Source organism: Pantoea sp. AS142 (genome assembly GCF_037152305.1).
GTDB lineage: Bacteria > Pseudomonadota > Gammaproteobacteria > Enterobacterales > Enterobacteriaceae > Pantoea.
In genome coordinates, this window is sequence record NZ_JBBCMO010000004.1 from 131,002 (window position 1) to 145,584 (window position 14,583).

18 protein-coding genes are annotated in these 14,583 nt (G+C 54.3%); 8 read left to right on the plus strand and 10 right to left on the minus strand.

Going from position 1 to position 14,583, the window contains the following annotated elements; all coding sequences use genetic code 11:
* Positions 1-9 precede the first annotated feature (9 nt).
* Genes WFO64_RS10035 through WFO64_RS10050 form a run of 4 tightly spaced genes read left to right on the plus strand, consistent with a single transcriptional unit; the run spans position 10 to position 3,676 of the window.
* Positions 10-1,626 (plus strand): (2,3-dihydroxybenzoyl)adenylate synthase, encoded by a 1,617-nt coding sequence (locus WFO64_RS10035; protein ID WP_337011245.1) that lies wholly within the window; start codon positions 10-12, stop codon positions 1,624-1,626.
* A gap of 18 nt (positions 1,627-1,644) precedes the next feature.
* Positions 1,645-2,499 carry an isochorismatase family protein gene (locus WFO64_RS10040; protein WP_337011247.1) on the plus strand — a complete coding sequence of 285 codons (855 nt, stop codon included), beginning with the start codon at positions 1,645-1,647 and terminating at the stop codon, positions 2,497-2,499.
* Positions 2,496-3,254, plus strand: a complete 759-nt coding sequence (gene dhbA / locus WFO64_RS10045) for a 2,3-dihydro-2,3-dihydroxybenzoate dehydrogenase (RefSeq protein WP_337011249.1) — start codon at positions 2,496-2,498, stop codon at positions 3,252-3,254. Before WFO64_RS10040 ends, dhbA begins: the two co-directional genes overlap by 4 nt.
* Before the next feature lie 2 nt (positions 3,255-3,256).
* On the plus strand, positions 3,257-3,676 hold the full coding sequence (locus WFO64_RS10050; RefSeq protein ID WP_337011251.1) for a hotdog fold thioesterase: 420 nt from the start codon (positions 3,257-3,259) through the stop codon (positions 3,674-3,676).
* A gap of 72 nt (positions 3,677-3,748) precedes the next feature.
* On the opposite strand, the gene cgtA is transcribed toward WFO64_RS10050, so the two are convergent.
* From cgtA to rplU, 3 genes are all read right to left on the minus strand, one after another.
* Positions 3,749-4,921, minus strand: a complete 1,173-nt coding sequence (gene cgtA, locus WFO64_RS10055) for an Obg family GTPase CgtA (protein ID WP_337011253.1) — start codon at positions 4,919-4,921, stop codon at positions 3,749-3,751.
* 242 nt (positions 4,922-5,163) lie between these two features.
* Complete coding sequence (gene rpmA / locus WFO64_RS10060; protein WP_017349604.1) at positions 5,164-5,421, minus strand: 50S ribosomal protein L27; 258 nt, start codon at positions 5,419-5,421, stop codon at positions 5,164-5,166.
* A 15-nt stretch (positions 5,422-5,436) separates the two neighbouring features.
* Positions 5,437-5,748, minus strand: a complete 312-nt coding sequence (rplU, locus tag WFO64_RS10065; protein ID WP_008925416.1) for a 50S ribosomal protein L21 — start codon at positions 5,746-5,748, stop codon at positions 5,437-5,439.
* Positions 5,749-6,005: 257 nt separating this feature from the next.
* Between rplU and ispB the strand changes: the two genes are divergently transcribed.
* Both ispB and WFO64_RS10075 read left to right on the plus strand, forming a co-directional pair.
* Positions 6,006-6,977, plus strand: coding sequence for an octaprenyl diphosphate synthase (gene ispB, locus WFO64_RS10070; protein WP_008925415.1), 972 nt, complete (start codon positions 6,006-6,008; stop codon positions 6,975-6,977).
* Between the two features lie 236 nt (positions 6,978-7,213).
* Entirely contained in the window at positions 7,214-7,498 is a 285-nt protein-coding gene (locus tag WFO64_RS10075) for a helix-turn-helix domain-containing protein (RefSeq protein ID WP_337011257.1), read from the plus strand.
* Between the two features lie 69 nt (positions 7,499-7,567).
* On the opposite strand, the gene murA is transcribed toward WFO64_RS10075, so the two are convergent.
* The 7 genes from murA to mlaF form a co-directional block, all read right to left on the minus strand.
* On the minus strand, positions 7,568-8,827 hold the full coding sequence (gene murA, locus WFO64_RS10080; RefSeq protein WP_337011259.1) for a UDP-N-acetylglucosamine 1-carboxyvinyltransferase: 1,260 nt from the start codon (positions 8,825-8,827) through the stop codon (positions 7,568-7,570).
* A 66-nt stretch (positions 8,828-8,893) separates the two neighbouring features.
* On the minus strand, positions 8,894-9,151 hold the full coding sequence (gene ibaG, locus WFO64_RS10085) for a BolA family iron metabolism protein IbaG (protein WP_003851098.1): 258 nt from the start codon (positions 9,149-9,151) through the stop codon (positions 8,894-8,896).
* A gap of 114 nt (positions 9,152-9,265) precedes the next feature.
* Entirely contained in the window at positions 9,266-9,571 is a 306-nt protein-coding gene (gene mlaB, locus WFO64_RS10090) for a lipid asymmetry maintenance protein MlaB (RefSeq protein ID WP_337011261.1), read from the minus strand.
* Positions 9,571-10,206, minus strand: coding sequence for a phospholipid-binding protein MlaC (gene mlaC, locus WFO64_RS10095; protein WP_337011263.1), 636 nt, complete (start codon positions 10,204-10,206; stop codon positions 9,571-9,573). Before mlaC ends, mlaB begins: the two co-directional genes overlap by 1 nt.
* 15 nt (positions 10,207-10,221) lie before the next feature.
* Positions 10,222-10,764, minus strand: a complete 543-nt coding sequence (mlaD, locus tag WFO64_RS10100; protein ID WP_337011265.1) for an outer membrane lipid asymmetry maintenance protein MlaD — start codon at positions 10,762-10,764, stop codon at positions 10,222-10,224.
* A 4-nt stretch (positions 10,765-10,768) separates the two neighbouring features.
* Positions 10,769-11,551, minus strand: coding sequence for a lipid asymmetry maintenance ABC transporter permease subunit MlaE (gene mlaE, locus WFO64_RS10105; RefSeq protein WP_337011267.1), 783 nt, complete (start codon positions 11,549-11,551; stop codon positions 10,769-10,771).
* A 4-nt stretch (positions 11,552-11,555) separates the two neighbouring features.
* Positions 11,556-12,371, minus strand: a complete 816-nt coding sequence (gene mlaF / locus WFO64_RS10110) for a phospholipid ABC transporter ATP-binding protein MlaF (protein WP_337011270.1) — start codon at positions 12,369-12,371, stop codon at positions 11,556-11,558.
* Positions 12,372-12,598: 227 nt separating this feature from the next.
* On the opposite strand from mlaF, the gene WFO64_RS10115 reads away from it, so the two are divergent.
* Positions 12,599-13,579 (plus strand): calcium/sodium antiporter, encoded by a 981-nt coding sequence (locus WFO64_RS10115; protein WP_337011272.1) that lies wholly within the window; start codon positions 12,599-12,601, stop codon positions 13,577-13,579.
* A 16-nt stretch (positions 13,580-13,595) separates the two neighbouring features.
* A complete protein-coding gene (gene kdsD / locus WFO64_RS10120) occupies positions 13,596-14,579 on the plus strand; it encodes an arabinose-5-phosphate isomerase KdsD (RefSeq protein WP_337011273.1) in 984 nt (327 codons plus the stop codon).
* Positions 14,580-14,583: the final 4 nt, after the last annotated feature.

A 14,583-nucleotide genomic window follows, 5' to 3' on the forward strand; every position in this document is an offset into this window, starting at 1 on the left:
GGAACCTGGATGACAATTTCCTACAGCCGCTGGCCGGACGATCTGGCCGCACGTTACCGTGAAAAAGGGTACTGGCTCGATCTGCCGATGACCGACATCCTGGAGCGTCATCGCGACAGCGACAGCGTGGCGGTGATTGATGGCGACCGACAATTTACCTATCGCCAGCTGGCGGCGCTGAGTGACAACCTTGCCGCGGCATTGCAGCGTCGCGGCCTGAAGTCAGGCGATACGGCGCTGGTGCAACTTGGCAACGTGGCGGAATTTTACCTGACGCTGTTTGCCCTGTTCAAAATCGGCGTCGCCCCGGTTAACGCCCTGTTCAGCCATCAGCGCACCGAACTGACCGCCTATGCCAGTCAGATCTCACCGCGGCTGCTAATTGCCGACCGCAGTCACTCACTGTTCGCCGATGATGCGTTTATTGAGCAACTTCGCCGCGAACAGCGTTCACTACAACAGGTGATCCTGCGTCATGACGCTCAGACGGAAAACAGCCTCGACACCCTGCTGGCCGAACCTGCTGGTGACTTCATGGCCACCCCGACCGCAGGCGATGAAGTCGCCTTTTTCCAGCTGTCGGGTGGCAGTACCGGCACACCGAAACTGATCCCGCGCACCCATAACGATTACTACTACAGCATCCGTGAGAGTGACGTTATCTGCGGTGTTACCGCCGACACCCGCTACCTGATCGCCCTGCCCGCCGCGCATAACTTTCCGATGAGTTCGCCGGGCGCGCTGGGCGTTTTTTACGCGGGCGGACAGGTGATCTTAGCCGCCGATCCCAGCGCAACCCTCTGCTTTCCACTGATTGAAAAACATCAGGTTACCGATACCGGCCTGGTTCCGCCCGCCGTCAGTCTCTGGCTGCAGGCGATTCAGGAATGGCACAGTAATGCTGCGCTCGCCTCGCTGCAACGCATTCAGGTCGGTGGCGCAAAACTGGGCGAAACGCTGGCCGCGCGCATCCAGAACGAGATCGGCTGCACCCTGCAGCAGGTATTTGGTATGGCGGAAGGTCTGGTGAATTACACCCGGCTGGATGACGATGAGCAGACCATTCTCATCACGCAGGGACGCCCGATCTCCCCGGATGACGAGGTATGGGTCGCCGACGATCAGGGTAATCCATTGCCAACAGGCTCCATCGGTCGCCTGATGACGCGCGGTCCTTATACCTTCCGCGGCTACTACAACAGCCCGGAACATAACGCCGCCAGCTTCGATGACCAGGGCTTTTACTGCTCTGGCGATCTGATTGAGATCACGCCTGCTGGCAACATCATCGTGCAGGGCCGGGAGAAAGATCAGATCAACCGGGGCGGTGAAAAGATCGCAGCCGAAGAGATCGAAAACCTGCTGCAGCGCCATGCGGATGTGATCCACGCGGCGCTGGTTTCCATGAGCGACGAGCTGATGGGTGAAAAGAGCTGTGCCTTTATTGTTACCCGGCAACCGGTTAAACCGGTGACGCTGCGTCGTCACCTGCGTGAACTTGGCGTCGCAGAATTTAAGCTGCCCGACCGTATTACCTGCGTAGATGCCCTGCCGCTGACCGCGGTCGGAAAGGTGGACAAAAAACGTCTGCGCCAACAACTTGCCGATCAACACGCGCAAGCCTGATCTGTCCGGAGATTTTCAATGGCTATTCCACAACTGACCTCTTACCCGCTGCCAGCCGCCACCGAGTTGCCGAACAACAAAGTGAAATGGACGCTGGAGCCGGGCCGTGCCGCCCTGCTGATCCACGATATGCAGCGCTATTTTCTCAACTTCTGGGGCGACAACAGCCCGCTGGTTGAGCAGGTCGTCGACAATATTGCCCGCCTGCGTCGCTACTGCAAAGCGCAAGGCATTCCGGTGTTTTACACCGCTCAGCCAAACGCGCAGAGCGATGAAGATCGTGCACTGCTCAACGACATGTGGGGACCGGGCCTGAATAAACATCCCGATCAGCAGAAGATCGTGGATGCGCTGGCACCGGATGAAGACGATCAGGTCCTGACAAAATGGCGCTACAGTGCTTTTCACCGCTCGCCGCTGGAGTCAATCCTGCAGGAGATGGGCCGCGATCAGCTGATTATCACCGGCGTCTATGCCCATATTGGCTGCCTGACCACCGCCACCGATGCGTTTATGCGCAATATACAGCCGTTTATGGTGGCCGATGCGCTGGCTGACTTCAGCCGTGAGGAACATATGATGGCGCTGACCTACACCGCGGGCCGCAGCGGAAAAGTGGTGATGACCGCCGATCTGATGCCTGTGCCACTCAGCAAAGACGATTTGCGCGCGTTGATCCTGCCGCTGCTGGAAGATGATGAGGTGCCGGAAGATGATGAAAACCTGATTGATTACGGTCTGGACTCAGTACGCGTGATGGCGCTGGCGGCACGCTGGCGTCAGGTACATCGTGATATCGATTTCGTCAGCCTGGCGAAAAATCCGAGCATTGATGGCTGGTGGGCGCTACTGGCGCGGGAGCCGGCGAAATGAGCCACACATTCGATTTTAGCGGTAAAATCGTCTGGGTAACCGGTGCCGGCCAGGGCATCGGCTATCATACTGCGTTAGCCTTTCATCAGGCTGGCGCACAGGTCGAGGCCTTTGATCAACGTTTTCAGGGCCATGATTACCCGTTTCCCTGCCACACGATGGATGTAGCCGATCCGGCTCAGGTCAAAACGATCTGCCAGCGCGTATTGGCCGCGCAGCCACGCATTGATGTGCTGGTCAACGCAGCCGGTATTTTGCGTATTGGTGCCACTGATGAGTTGTCATTTGCTGACTGGCAGGCCTGTCTTAACGTCAATGCGGGCGGCGCGTTTAACCTGTTCCAGCAAACATTGCCACGCTTTCGCGAACAGCGCAGCGGTGCCATCGTCACCGTTGCGTCTAATTCGGCTCATGCGCCGCGTATCGGCATGTCCGGTTATGGTGCTTCAAAAGCCGCGCTGCGCAGCCTCTGTCTGACCGTGGGTCTGGAGATGGCACCTTATGGCGTTCGCTGTAATATCGTTTCACCGGGTTCTACCGACACCGATATGCAGCGCAGCCTGTGGCATACACCGACCGGTGAGCAGGAGATGATTGCGGGCTTCCCGGATCAGTTTAAGCTCGGCATCCCGCTCGGCAAGATTGCGCAGCCGCAGGAAATTGCGGCCAACGTACTGTTTCTCGCGTCGGATCTTGCCAGCCATGTGACGCTGCAGGATATTGTGGTTGATGGTGGCGCAACCCTGGGAGCCTGATTATGTCAGCGATCTGGAAACGATCCATTGATCTGCCCGCCCTGAATGCCCTGGGTGAGAACTCACTGGTTGCCCATCTCGGTATCGTTTTTACCCTGATAGGCGATGATTATCTGGAAGCGACAATGCCGGTCGATGCCCGGACGCAACAGCCGTTCGGACTACTGCATGGCGGTGCTTCCGTGGTGCTCGCGGAGTCGATGGGCTCCATTGCCGGGTATCTGGCAGTTGAAGAAGGTAGTAGCGTGGTGGGTGTTGAAGTGAATGCCAGCCATCATCGTGCGGTGTCAGCTGGGTTAGTGCGGGGGGTTTGCCGTCCACTACATCTCGGTAAACGCAGCCAGAGCTGGCAGATTGAGATTCGGAACGGTCGTGATCAACTGTGCTGCAGTGCGCGACTGAGCGTGGCGGTGATGAGTTAGCTGCAGACAGAACGATGCCCCCTTTCAGGCCTGAAAGGGGGCATCGCATATCACGCTATAGCAGGCGATCTGTTAACGTTGATAGATAATTTCAACGCCTTCGTCGTCTTCATCATCCCAGTCGTCATCCCACTCTTCATCTTCTACTTCCACCGTGTTTTCAATGGTTTCTTTGTGGTAATCGTCCCACATGAACTCCACTTTCTCCGGCTGCTTCTGTTCAAGCTCCGCTTCTTTCGGGTTAGCGTTGATAAAGCTCATCACATCCCAACAGAGTTCGTTAACACCGGTACGGCTTGCGGCAGAGATCAGGTAATACTTATCTTCCCAGCCCAGCGCTTCAGCAACCGCTTTAGCCCGTGACTGCGCCTCTTCTTCACTGATGAGATCAATTTTGTTGAAGACCAGCCAGCGTGGCTTGTTGAACAGTTTCTCGCTGTATTTCTCCAGCTCGCCGAGAATGATGCGGGCATTTTCAACCGGATCGCTTTCATCGATGGGGTCAATGTCGATCAGGTGCAGCAACACACGGCAACGCTCAAGGTGCTTCAGGAAGCGAATACCGAGGCCTGCGCCATCGGCTGCGCCTTCAATCAGACCAGGAATATCGGCCACGACGAAGCTCTGTTCGCTGTCCATACGAACCACGCCCAGGCTCGGCACCAGCGTGGTAAACGGATAGTCCGCTACTTTGGGTTTGGCTGCTGATACGGCACGGATAAAGGTCGATTTACCGGCATTCGGTAAGCCCAGCATCCCGACATCTGCCAGCAGCATCAGCTCCAGCTGCAGGTCACGCTTTTCGCCTGGGGTACCCATGGTTTTCTGGCGCGGACTGCGGTTTACAGACGATTTAAAACGGGTGTTGCCCAGGCCATGCCAGCCACCTTTGCCGACCATCAGTTTCTGGCCGTGACGCGTCATGTCGCCGAGTGTCTCGCCGGTACCCTGATCAATAACCCGGGTGCCGACCGGCACTTTAACTTCGATATCTTTACCGCGTTTACCGGTACAGTCGCGGCTCTGGCCGTTCTGCCCACGCTCGGCGCGGAAAGATTTTTCGAAACGATAATCGATAAGGGTATTGAGGTTTTCATCAGCGATCAGATAAACGTCACCGCCGTCACCGCCATCACCCCCGTCAGGGCCGCCTCTCGGGATATATTTTTCGCGGCGGAAGCTAACGCAACCATTACCGCCATCACCGGCGACGACCAAAATTGTCGCTTCATCAACAAACTTCATTTTCACTCTCCGTCACACAATCGCCTGCAGCACTCTGCAGACGGGTCCGCCAGGGTCTTCTGCGCTGACCAGCGGCGGATAAATCAGGATTGGCTTTCGCCAGTGCGTACATAAAGTGTACAGCAAACTTTTGTGATGCGTCGCTTTTACCGCGACAGAGCGCAGAATGTAAAAAGCCCCGCAGGAGCTGCGGGGCCTTCAATTCGTGCGTTCAGACGTTGAACGTCTGCGTCACGACAACCTTACTCAGCAACGATGCTGATGTATTTACGGTTGTTCGGACCTTTAACTTCGAATTTTACTTTGCCGTCTGCGGTAGCAAACAGGGTGTGGTCACGACCACAGCCTACATTGGTACCGGCGTGGAATTTGGTGCCACGCTGACGAACGATGATGCTACCTGCCAGAACAGATTCACCACCAAAACGTTTTACACCCAGACGTTTTGCATTGGAGTCACGACCATTTCGAGTCGAACCACCAGCCTTTTTATGTGCCATTTGTCAGATCTCCTCTTACGCCGTGATACCAGTGATTTTCACATCAGTGAACCACTGGCGATGGCCTGCCTGCTTACGGTAGTGCTTACGACGACGAAACTTAACGATCTTAATTTTCTCGCCACGACCGTGAGCCACAACTTCTGCCTTGATCATTCCGCCTGAAACCAGTGGCGCGCCGATTTTCACGTCTTCGCCATTAGCAATCATCAGAACCTGGTCAAACTCAATCGTTTCACCGGTTGCGATGTCCAGCTTTTCCAGGCGAACGGTCTGACCTTCGCTTACTCGGTGTTGTTTACCACCACTTTGGAAAACCGCGTACATATAAAACTCCGCTTCTGCGCTTGCCTTTTAGTTCATCAGGCGGCGCGCTAAATATTCACAATAGGGCGCGAATTCTACGCAAAACTCCAGAAGAAGACAAGAGCACTTTGCACACTCTTGCAGAAAAAAAACACAGGCTGAATGCAACCGTTTCTCAGGCAGAAAATTCAAGTACAATCAGTAACAGATTACCTGAACGCTGGCTGGGTAAAAGCACTTACCATGGCAGAGATAACGAGTCATAGCTGAAAAGACGAATGAACTTAGAACAGATTAATGAATTAACCGCACAGGATATGGCTGCCGTTAACCAGACCATCCTCGACCAGCTGAATTCAGATGTCTCGCTCATCAACCAGTTGGGCTACTACATCATCAGTGGTGGGGGCAAGCGTATCCGTCCCATGATTGCCGTGCTATCCGCACGAGCCATGGGCTACAAGGGCGACCTGCATGTAACCAATGCGGCGCTGATCGAATTTATCCACACCGCCACGCTGCTGCATGACGATGTCGTGGATGAATCCGATATGCGTCGTGGCAAAGCGACCGCGAACGCGGCGTTTGGCAATGCGGCAAGCGTGCTGGTCGGTGATTTTATTTACACCCGCGCCTTCCAGATGATGACCAGCATGGGGTCGCTGCGTATCCTGGCGCTGATGTCAGAAGCGGTAAACGTGATTGCTGAGGGCGAAGTCCTGCAGCTGATGAACGTCAACGATCCCGACATCACCGAAGAAAGCTACATGCGTGTGATTTACAGTAAGACAGCGCGCCTGTTTGAAGCGGCCTCACAAGCCTCTGCAATACTGGCTGAAGCCACACCTGAAGAGGAAAAAGCGCTACAGGATTATGGGCGCTATCTGGGTACTGCTTTCCAGTTAATTGACGATTTACTGGATTACAGCGCAGACGGCGAGACGCTGGGTAAAAATACCGGCGATGACCTGAGTGAAGGCAAACCGACGCTGCCACTACTGCATGCTATGCAACACGGCTCGCCTGAACAGGCGAAAATGATCCGTGAAGCCATTGAACAAGGCAATGGCCGCCATCTGCTGGAACCGGTACTGGAAGCGATGAATCAGTGTGGTTCACTGGAATGGACGCGCAGCCGAGCCGAACAGGAAGCGGATAAAGCGATTGAAGCCTTGCGAATTCTGCCCGAATCGCCGTGGCGCAGCGCTCTGGAGTCGCTGGCGCACATGTCAGTTCAGCGCGATTTCTGATCCCTCACGGAGCCTGGCAGGCTCCGTTTTTGCGTCCCTGCTCTCACGTCTTTCTTCCTTCTTAACTTTTGCCCTCCTTTTGCGCGCCATCACACAGAGCCGATGCTGAATCTAAATATTACTGGAAATTAATGGGAATTATTTGATATAAAAACCCAGCTCTTTCCAGATAACGGTAAAAAGTAAAGCCAACGTCCCGCTGGACGACGCAATGACAAGGAAAAGGAGAACAGGGTATGCAAAAAAGTATGGAAGACTGGCACCCGGCTGACATTATCGCAGCGCTGCATAAGCGTGGTATGACACTGGCGGCGCTGTCACGCGCAGCAGGTCTGAGTTCATCAACGCTGGCTAATGCACTGACGCGTCCATGGCCTAAGGGCGAATGGTTGATCGCGGATGCAATCAAGGTTCATCCTTGTGAGATCTGGCCCAGCCGCTATTACGATCCCGCTACCCACTGCCTGCTGGATCGCAGAAAACGTATCAGGACACCGGCCGATCATACCGGTGACACCTGAGATCTCAGGCGATCTTCAGGCAAAAAAACAGCCCCAAAGGGGGCTGGCTCTTTCAGAACATCTCCGGGATTACTCTTCGCTGACGCGCTCGATATTCGCGCCCATGGCTTTCAGTTTATCTTCAATGTGCTCATAGCCGCGATCGATGTGATAAATACGATCAACGAATGTCGTTCCTTCCGCAATACAACCAGCCAGAACCAGACTGGCAGAAGCACGCAGATCGGTTGCCATCACTTGCGCACCTGACAGGGTTTCGACCCCATGACAGATTGCCGTATTGCTCTCAATCTCAGCATGTCCGCCCATACGAATCAGTTCAGGGATATGCATGAAACGGTTTTCGAAGATGGTTTCGGTAATCACGCCCGTGCCTTCCGCTACCATGTTTAACAGTGTGAACTGCGCCTGCATATCGGTTGGGAAACCTGGATGCGGTGCGGTGCGCACGTTGACCGCTTTTGGCCGCTTGCCGTGCATATCCAGGCTGATCCAGTCATCTCCGGTTTCGATATCTGCACCGGCATCCCGCAGCTTAGCCAGTACAGCATCGAGCGTATCAGGCTGGGTTTTGTGACATATCACTTTGCCGCCCGAAATAGCTGCAGCCACCAGGAAAGTACCGGTTTCGATACGATCGGGCAGGACACGGTAAACACCGCCGCCCAGACGCTCAACGCCTTCGATGGTGATTCTATCGCTGCCCGCACCACTGATTCGCGCACCGAGGGTGTTAAGGAAGTTGGCGGTATCAACAATTTCCGGCTCACGCGCCGCATTCTCAATTACGGTGGTACCGGTCGCCAGTGTCGCAGCACTCATAATAGTCACGGTGGCACCGACGCTGATTTTGTCCATGACAATCAGCGCGCCCTTCAAGCGGCCGTTGACTGACGCTTTTACGTAGCCCTCTTCCAGCTTGATCTCGGCACCCAGTTGTTCAAGACCGGTAATGTGCAGGTCAACCGGCCGTGCGCCGATAGCGCAGCCGCCCGGCAGGGAAACCTGACCCTGACCAAAACGAGCGACCAGCGGGCCCAGCGCCCAAATTGAGGCACGCATTGTTTTGACCAGATCGTAAGGTGCACAAAATACATCTACCGCGCTGGCATCGACATGCACAGAACCGTTGCGTTCCACCTTCGCACCCAGCTGGCTCAGCAACTTCATGGTGGTATCAATGTCGCGCAGCTTTGGTACGTTCTGAATCTCTACCGGCTCTTCAGCCAGCAGGGCAGCAAACAGAATAGGAAGCGCGGCGTTCTTCGCCCCAGAAATGGTTACGTCACCACTTAAGCGGGTGGGGCCTTGCACACGAAATTTGTCCATTGACACGGCTCTCAATTAACTAGCTAAAGATTAGACTCGCCCACGGCGAGTTCACCACGCTGGGGATCAGAAACCGTTGAGTTTACGATCACGCGCCCATTCAGCGGGAGTATAGGTTTTGATAGAGACAGCATGCATGCGGTTATCTGCGATAAATTCCATCAGTGGCGCGTAGACAGCCTGTTGTTTTTTCACGCGGCTCAGTTCGCCAAACAATTCGCCTACTGCGATCACCTGAAAATGGCTACCATCATTGCTCATCACATGAACTTCGTCTAAAGGCAATGCTGCCATCAGCACGGCCTGAATTTCACTGTTTTCCATTGGGCTTAACTTCATCTTAATAATAATAAGGCTGACATAGTAGAGGAAAGCGGCTGACTCTTAAATACGCAAAAGCCCCTATAGTAAACAGGGGCTTAGCATAACAACTGGAAATCAGGCGCTTTTATCCACAGAAACAATAATCTGTTGCAGATTGTAAAGCGTAATCAGAGAGTGCAGTTTGTCGCTGATGCCCGTAAAGCGAGGGGTAATACCCTGTGCTCGTGCGATTTCCCGCAGATGCACCAGCAGGGCGAGACCGGAAGAATCAACACGCTCCAGCGCCGCAACGTCGATCGTATCGACATCTTTAATCAACGTCTCACGTTGCTGCCAAAGGCTCATCAACGTGTCGCGATCCAGTTCGCCTTTCAGTAATAGCGTGCTGACTTCCCGCTCCCAGCGTAACGATTCGTGCATTATTGTTGTTTATCCAGCGTGATTGACTGTGCCGCAGAGGATTTGAGCTGCGCCGTCAGACCATCGATACCTTTGGTACGTAACAGATCGCTCCACTCATTTTGTTTGGTGGTGATCATGCTGACGCCTTCGGCGATCATGTCATAAGCTTGCCAGTTACCGCTCTGGCTGTTTTTACGCCACTGAAAGTCGAGGCGAACCGGCGGGCGGCCATTTGGATCGATAATTGAGACTCGAATGGCGACAATTTTGGCATCGCCTAATGGCTGCTCAGGCTGAATCTGGTAGCTCTGTCCGTTATAGAGTGCCAGTGCCTGGCCATAAGCCTGCGCCAGGTAGTCGCCAAAAGCACTGAAGTAAGCTTCACGCTGAGCGGGTGTCGAATCACGATAGTAGCGGCCCAGCACTAACGCGCCCGCATATTTGATCTGTACATAAGGCAGCAGTTCCTGACGCACAATCTCACGCAGGTAGTTAGGATTCTGTTTGATTTTCGGCTGCTCATTTTTCAGACGGGTAAAGGTCTTCTGCGCCGCTTCATTCATCAGTTTGTAGGGATTGCTCTGATCGGCTGCGGTTGCCGTCAGCGGTACTGCAACCACCAGCATGGCAATCATCAGTAAACGTTTAAACATGGTATACCCTCTTCTTTAAGGTTGAGCCGGTGCCGCAGGCACAGCACTGTCGCCTTCCTGGGCATCCTTGTTACTTTTTTGTTTGTTGTCGCCGCTTTTATAAAGGAACTGACCGATCAGGTCTTCGAGCACCATGGCTGATTTAGTATCGCGCAGCGTATCGCCATCTTTCAGCATCGCCGAACCCAGTTCAGGATCGTCAAATCCTAAGTTGAGCGCCAGAAATTGCTCACCCAGCAGTCCCTGAGTGCGAATCGCCAGCGAGCTGGTGTCTGAAATTTTATTCGCATATTGTTCGCTGATGTCCATGGTAACACGCGGCAGCAGCGTTTTCGGCTCAAGCTCGATGCCCGTTACCCGTCCAATCACCACGCCACCTATTTTGACTGGCGAACTGGCTTTCAGGCCGCCAATATTGTCAAAAGTGGCGTAGAGTTTCCACGTCGGCTCCGTGCCCATCGACTTTAAATCGGCGACACGTAGACAGAGAAACAATGCGGCGATCAACGCCATAATCATAAAAATGCCAACCCAGATTTCGCTTTTTTTGCTTTGCATTGCATCAATTCCCAAACATCAGTGCTGTCAGCACAAAATCCAACCCGAGCACCGCCAGTGAAGCATGTACTACGGTACGCGTTGTCGCGCGACTGATCCCTTCAGAAGTGGGAATCGCGTCATAGCCATTAAAGAGTGCAATCCAGGTGACCGTCACGGCAAATACGGCGCTTTTGATGATGCAGTTAACAACATCGGTACGAAAATCGACCGCGTTCTGCATGGCTGACCAGAAGAAACCCGGATCGATCCCTTTCCAGCTCACGCCAACCAGTGCACCGCCAGCGATACCGACAGCGGTAAAGATCAGTGCCAGCAGCGGCATACTGATAAAGCCTGCCCAGAAGCGCGGCGAGACGACGCGGCGCAACGGATCCACCGCCATCATCTCCATACTGGAAAGCTGTTCAGTGGCTTTCATCAGGCCGATTTCAGCAGTCAGTGCCGATCCTGCCCGTCCGGCGAACAGCAGCGCGGTAACAACCGGCCCCAGCTCTCGCAACAACGACAGCGCCACCAGCATGCCCAGACCGGTTTCGGCGCCGTAAGTGGTCAGCACCAGGTAACCCTGCAATCCGAGGACCATGCCTATAAACAGACCCGAAACCACAATAATCAGTAACGACAACACGCCAACACTATAGAGTTGTTTGATCAATAGGGGCCAGTGTCTGCGGAACGCGGGTTTGCCTACCAGCGCGTGAAACAACATTAATCCTGCGCGTCCAAAACTGGCGCACGTTTCAATTCCCTGACGACCGAATGACGCCAGCGCCTTCAAGAACATCTGTTTAGTTACTCCCTGAGCCGGTTAAATCAGCGAGATAGTCGCCGGCAGGAAAACGGAATGGAACCGGACCATCCGCATCGCCATCAATAAACTGGCGGACGCGCGGGTCATTGTTCTCTCGCAGTTCCGGCGTGGTGCCGTGTGCGATAATTTTTTGTCCGGCCACAATATAGGCATAGTCCGCAATACTCAGTACTTCCGGTACATCGTGCGAGACTACAATACAGGTCAGGCCCAAAGCATGGTTCAGTTCGTCAATGAGTTTTACCAGCACGCCCATGGTGATCGGATCCTGACCAACAAAAGGCTCATCAAACATGATAAGTTCAGGCTCCAGCGCGATAGCGCGCGCCAGTGCCACCCGACGCGCCATTCCGCCCGACAGCTCAGCAGGTTTCAGATGGGCCGCGCCACGCAGACCTACCGCTTCCAGCTTCATCAGCACCGTGCTGTGCAGCAGCGGAGCGGGCAGACGGGTATGTTCACGCAGCGGCCAGGCAACGTTCTCATAGACCGTTAAGTCAGTGAACAGGGCGCCAGACTGGAACAGCATGCTCATTTTCTTTCGCGCTTCGTACAATTTAGCGCGAGACAGTGACGGAATGTTTTCGCCACGGAAAAAGATTTCACCGCTGGTCGGCTGAAGTTGCCCCCCAATCAAGCGTAGCAGAGTGGTTTTTCCAATCCCCGACGGTCCCATTATCGCCGTCACTTTGCCTTTCGGCACGGTCAGCGAAATGTCATCGAAGATTGTGCGATCTCCGCGCGAAAAACTCACGCCACGAACCTCAACCAGATTCGTTTGCTGGTGGATCATTATTACCTCTTGTAAGGATCGGGCGTAAACATGGGGTACGATGGTAGCCTGTTCGGTCCTGATTCACGATAGCTTTACAGAAACTTACCGCTAAGATTTGGCGAAAGTGGTCATTAAATTTACTTTTGCCGTTCAGACGGTCAAAATCAGCGCCTGTCTCGCCAAACAGAACCTTAAACCGGTAGGAAAAGGCATTGCCTGCCTGGGTTTTTACGCAAGGATTTTTCATGTTCGTAGCTTCTGCACTGCTGATTATCGGTTTGCTTTTACTGGCGTATGGTGCCGATCGTCTGGTGTTTAGCGCCTCTATATTGTGTCGATCATTGGGTATCCCGCCGCTGATCATTGGCATGACCGTTGTCAGCATCGGCACCTCGCTGCCAGAGATGATTCTCTCCTTTTCTGCGGCGCAGCATGGCCAGATGGATCTTGCCGTTGGCACCGCGCTCGGCTCAAATATTACCAACATTTTACTGATCCTGGGTGCCGCTGCGCTAATGCACCCGCTTAGCATCCATTCTAATCTGATACGCCGTGAACTGCCGTTAATGTTGCTGGTTACCCTGCTCAGCGGATTCATGCTATTTGACAACCAGCTTAGTCGACTGGATGGAATTGGCCTGATCGCCATTGCCGGTATTTATTTGATGGTGGTAATTCGTATTGCGCGTAAAGCAGAACGGGATAACAACGACACCCTGACCCGCGAGCAGCTGGCCGAGCTGCCCCGCGAGGAGAGCGGAAATACGGTGGCCTTTCTCTGGCTGGCCGTCGCACTGATTATCCTGCCGATGTCCACACGAATGGTAATCGACAATGCCACGGCATTTGCCGACTACTTTGGCGTCAGCGAACTGGTTATGGGCCTGACGCTGATCGCAGTGGGCACCAGCCTGCCAGAGCTGGCAACGGTCATTGCCGGTGCGCTGAAAGGCGAAGATGATATCGCGATCGGCAACCTGATCGGCGCCAACATTTATAATATTGCCATCGTGCTGGGCCTGCCGGCGCTGATTCACCCCGGTAGCGTCGATTATCACGCCTTCACCCGTGATTACTGGGTGATGCTCGGGGTCAGCGTGCTATTTGCCCTGCTCTGCCTGCTTCGTCGCCGAGGGGTTGGTCGTACGGCAGGCTCGATTTTACTCTGTGGTTTCTTCGTCTGGGTGACGCTGCTGTGGATGCAGCCGGCATTCATAGACGGCTAACAAGGACAGACTCGCTATGTCATATCAGCAACCAACAGCATTTGATTTCCAGCAGGCGGGGAAAACCGTACTGCGTATTGAGCGTGAAGGACTGGAACAGCTCGATCAATATATTAATAGCGACTTCGCCCGCGCTTGCGCCCTAATCTACGCCTGTCAGGGCAAAGTGGTCGTGATGGGCATGGGCAAATCTGGCCATATCGGCAAAAAAATGGCAGCCACCTTTGCCAGTACCGGTACACCAGCCTTTTTTGTACATCCGGCCGAAGCCAGCCATGGTGATCTAGGCATGGTGAGCAAAAATGATGTGGTCATCGCCATCTCAAACAGCGGTGAGTCGAACGAAATCCTTGCGCTGATTCCGGTGTTAAAACGTCAGCACATTGCGCTGATCTGCATGACCGGACGGCCTGACAGTGCGATGGGTCGGGTTGCCGATGTGCATCTGTGTGTCCATGTCCCGCAGGAAGCCTGCCCGCTGGGTCTGGCACCGACCACCAGCACCACGGCCACGCTGGTGATGGGTGACGCGCTGGCGGTTTCGCTGCTGGAAGCGCGCGGATTTACGGCGGAAGACTTTGCTTTGTCCCATCCTGGCGGAGCGCTGGGCCGCAAACTTCTGCTGCATGTGGCTGATATTATGCACTGCGGTGATGAACTGCCGCACGTCACGCGTGACGCTTCATTGCGTGATGCACTGCTGGAGATTACCCGCAAAAATCTGGGACTGACTGTGATTGTCGACGGTCTGATGAAAATTGAAGGTATTTTTACGGATGGCGACCTGCGCCGCATCTTTGACATGGGCATCGATTTTCAGCGCGCCACCATCGGGGAAGTGATGACGCCTGGTGGTATCCGCGTCCGGCCTAATATGCTGGCGGTTGAAGCCCTGAACCTGATGCAAACCAAAAACATTACCTCGATTCTGGTGGCCGATGACGACCATCTGCTCGGTGTGGTACATATGCATGACATGCTGCGCGCTGGCGTAGTCTGAACAG

What these genes read in the sequence shown, in the direction of transcription:
- ispB (WP_008925415.1), top strand. Translation starts at nt 6,006, where the DNA reads ATGAACTTAGAACAGATTAATGAATTAACCGCACAGGATATGGCTGCC.
- rplU (WP_008925416.1), bottom strand. Translation starts at nt 5,748, where the DNA reads ATGTACGCGGTTTTCCAAAGTGGTGGTAAACAACACCGAGTAAGCGAA.
- cgtA (WP_337011253.1), bottom strand. Translation starts at nt 4,921, where the DNA reads ATGAAGTTTGTTGATGAAGCGACAATTTTGGTCGTCGCCGGTGATGGC.
- dhbA (WP_337011249.1), top strand. Translation starts at nt 2,496, where the DNA reads ATGAGCCACACATTCGATTTTAGCGGTAAAATCGTCTGGGTAACCGGT.
- WFO64_RS10050 (WP_337011251.1), top strand. Translation starts at nt 3,257, where the DNA reads ATGTCAGCGATCTGGAAACGATCCATTGATCTGCCCGCCCTGAATGCC.
- WFO64_RS10075 (WP_337011257.1), top strand. Translation starts at nt 7,214, where the DNA reads ATGCAAAAAAGTATGGAAGACTGGCACCCGGCTGACATTATCGCAGCG.
- WFO64_RS10035 (WP_337011245.1), top strand. Translation starts at nt 10, where the DNA reads ATGACAATTTCCTACAGCCGCTGGCCGGACGATCTGGCCGCACGTTAC.
- ibaG (WP_003851098.1), bottom strand. Translation starts at nt 9,151, where the DNA reads ATGGAAAACAGTGAAATTCAGGCCGTGCTGATGGCAGCATTGCCTTTA.
- rpmA (WP_017349604.1), bottom strand. Translation starts at nt 5,421, where the DNA reads ATGGCACATAAAAAGGCTGGTGGTTCGACTCGAAATGGTCGTGACTCC.
- mlaF (WP_337011270.1), bottom strand. Translation starts at nt 12,371, where the DNA reads ATGATCCACCAGCAAACGAATCTGGTTGAGGTTCGTGGCGTGAGTTTT.
- WFO64_RS10040 (WP_337011247.1), top strand. Translation starts at nt 1,645, where the DNA reads ATGGCTATTCCACAACTGACCTCTTACCCGCTGCCAGCCGCCACCGAG.
- mlaC (WP_337011263.1), bottom strand. Translation starts at nt 10,206, where the DNA reads ATGTTTAAACGTTTACTGATGATTGCCATGCTGGTGGTTGCAGTACCG.
- murA (WP_337011259.1), bottom strand. Translation starts at nt 8,827, where the DNA reads ATGGACAAATTTCGTGTGCAAGGCCCCACCCGCTTAAGTGGTGACGTA.
- mlaE (WP_337011267.1), bottom strand. Translation starts at nt 11,551, where the DNA reads ATGTTCTTGAAGGCGCTGGCGTCATTCGGTCGTCAGGGAATTGAAACG.
- kdsD (WP_337011273.1), top strand. Translation starts at nt 13,596, where the DNA reads ATGTCATATCAGCAACCAACAGCATTTGATTTCCAGCAGGCGGGGAAA.
- mlaD (WP_337011265.1), bottom strand. Translation starts at nt 10,764, where the DNA reads ATGCAAAGCAAAAAAAGCGAAATCTGGGTTGGCATTTTTATGATTATG.
- mlaB (WP_337011261.1), bottom strand. Translation starts at nt 9,571, where the DNA reads ATGCACGAATCGTTACGCTGGGAGCGGGAAGTCAGCACGCTATTACTG.
- WFO64_RS10115 (WP_337011272.1), top strand. Translation starts at nt 12,599, where the DNA reads ATGTTCGTAGCTTCTGCACTGCTGATTATCGGTTTGCTTTTACTGGCG.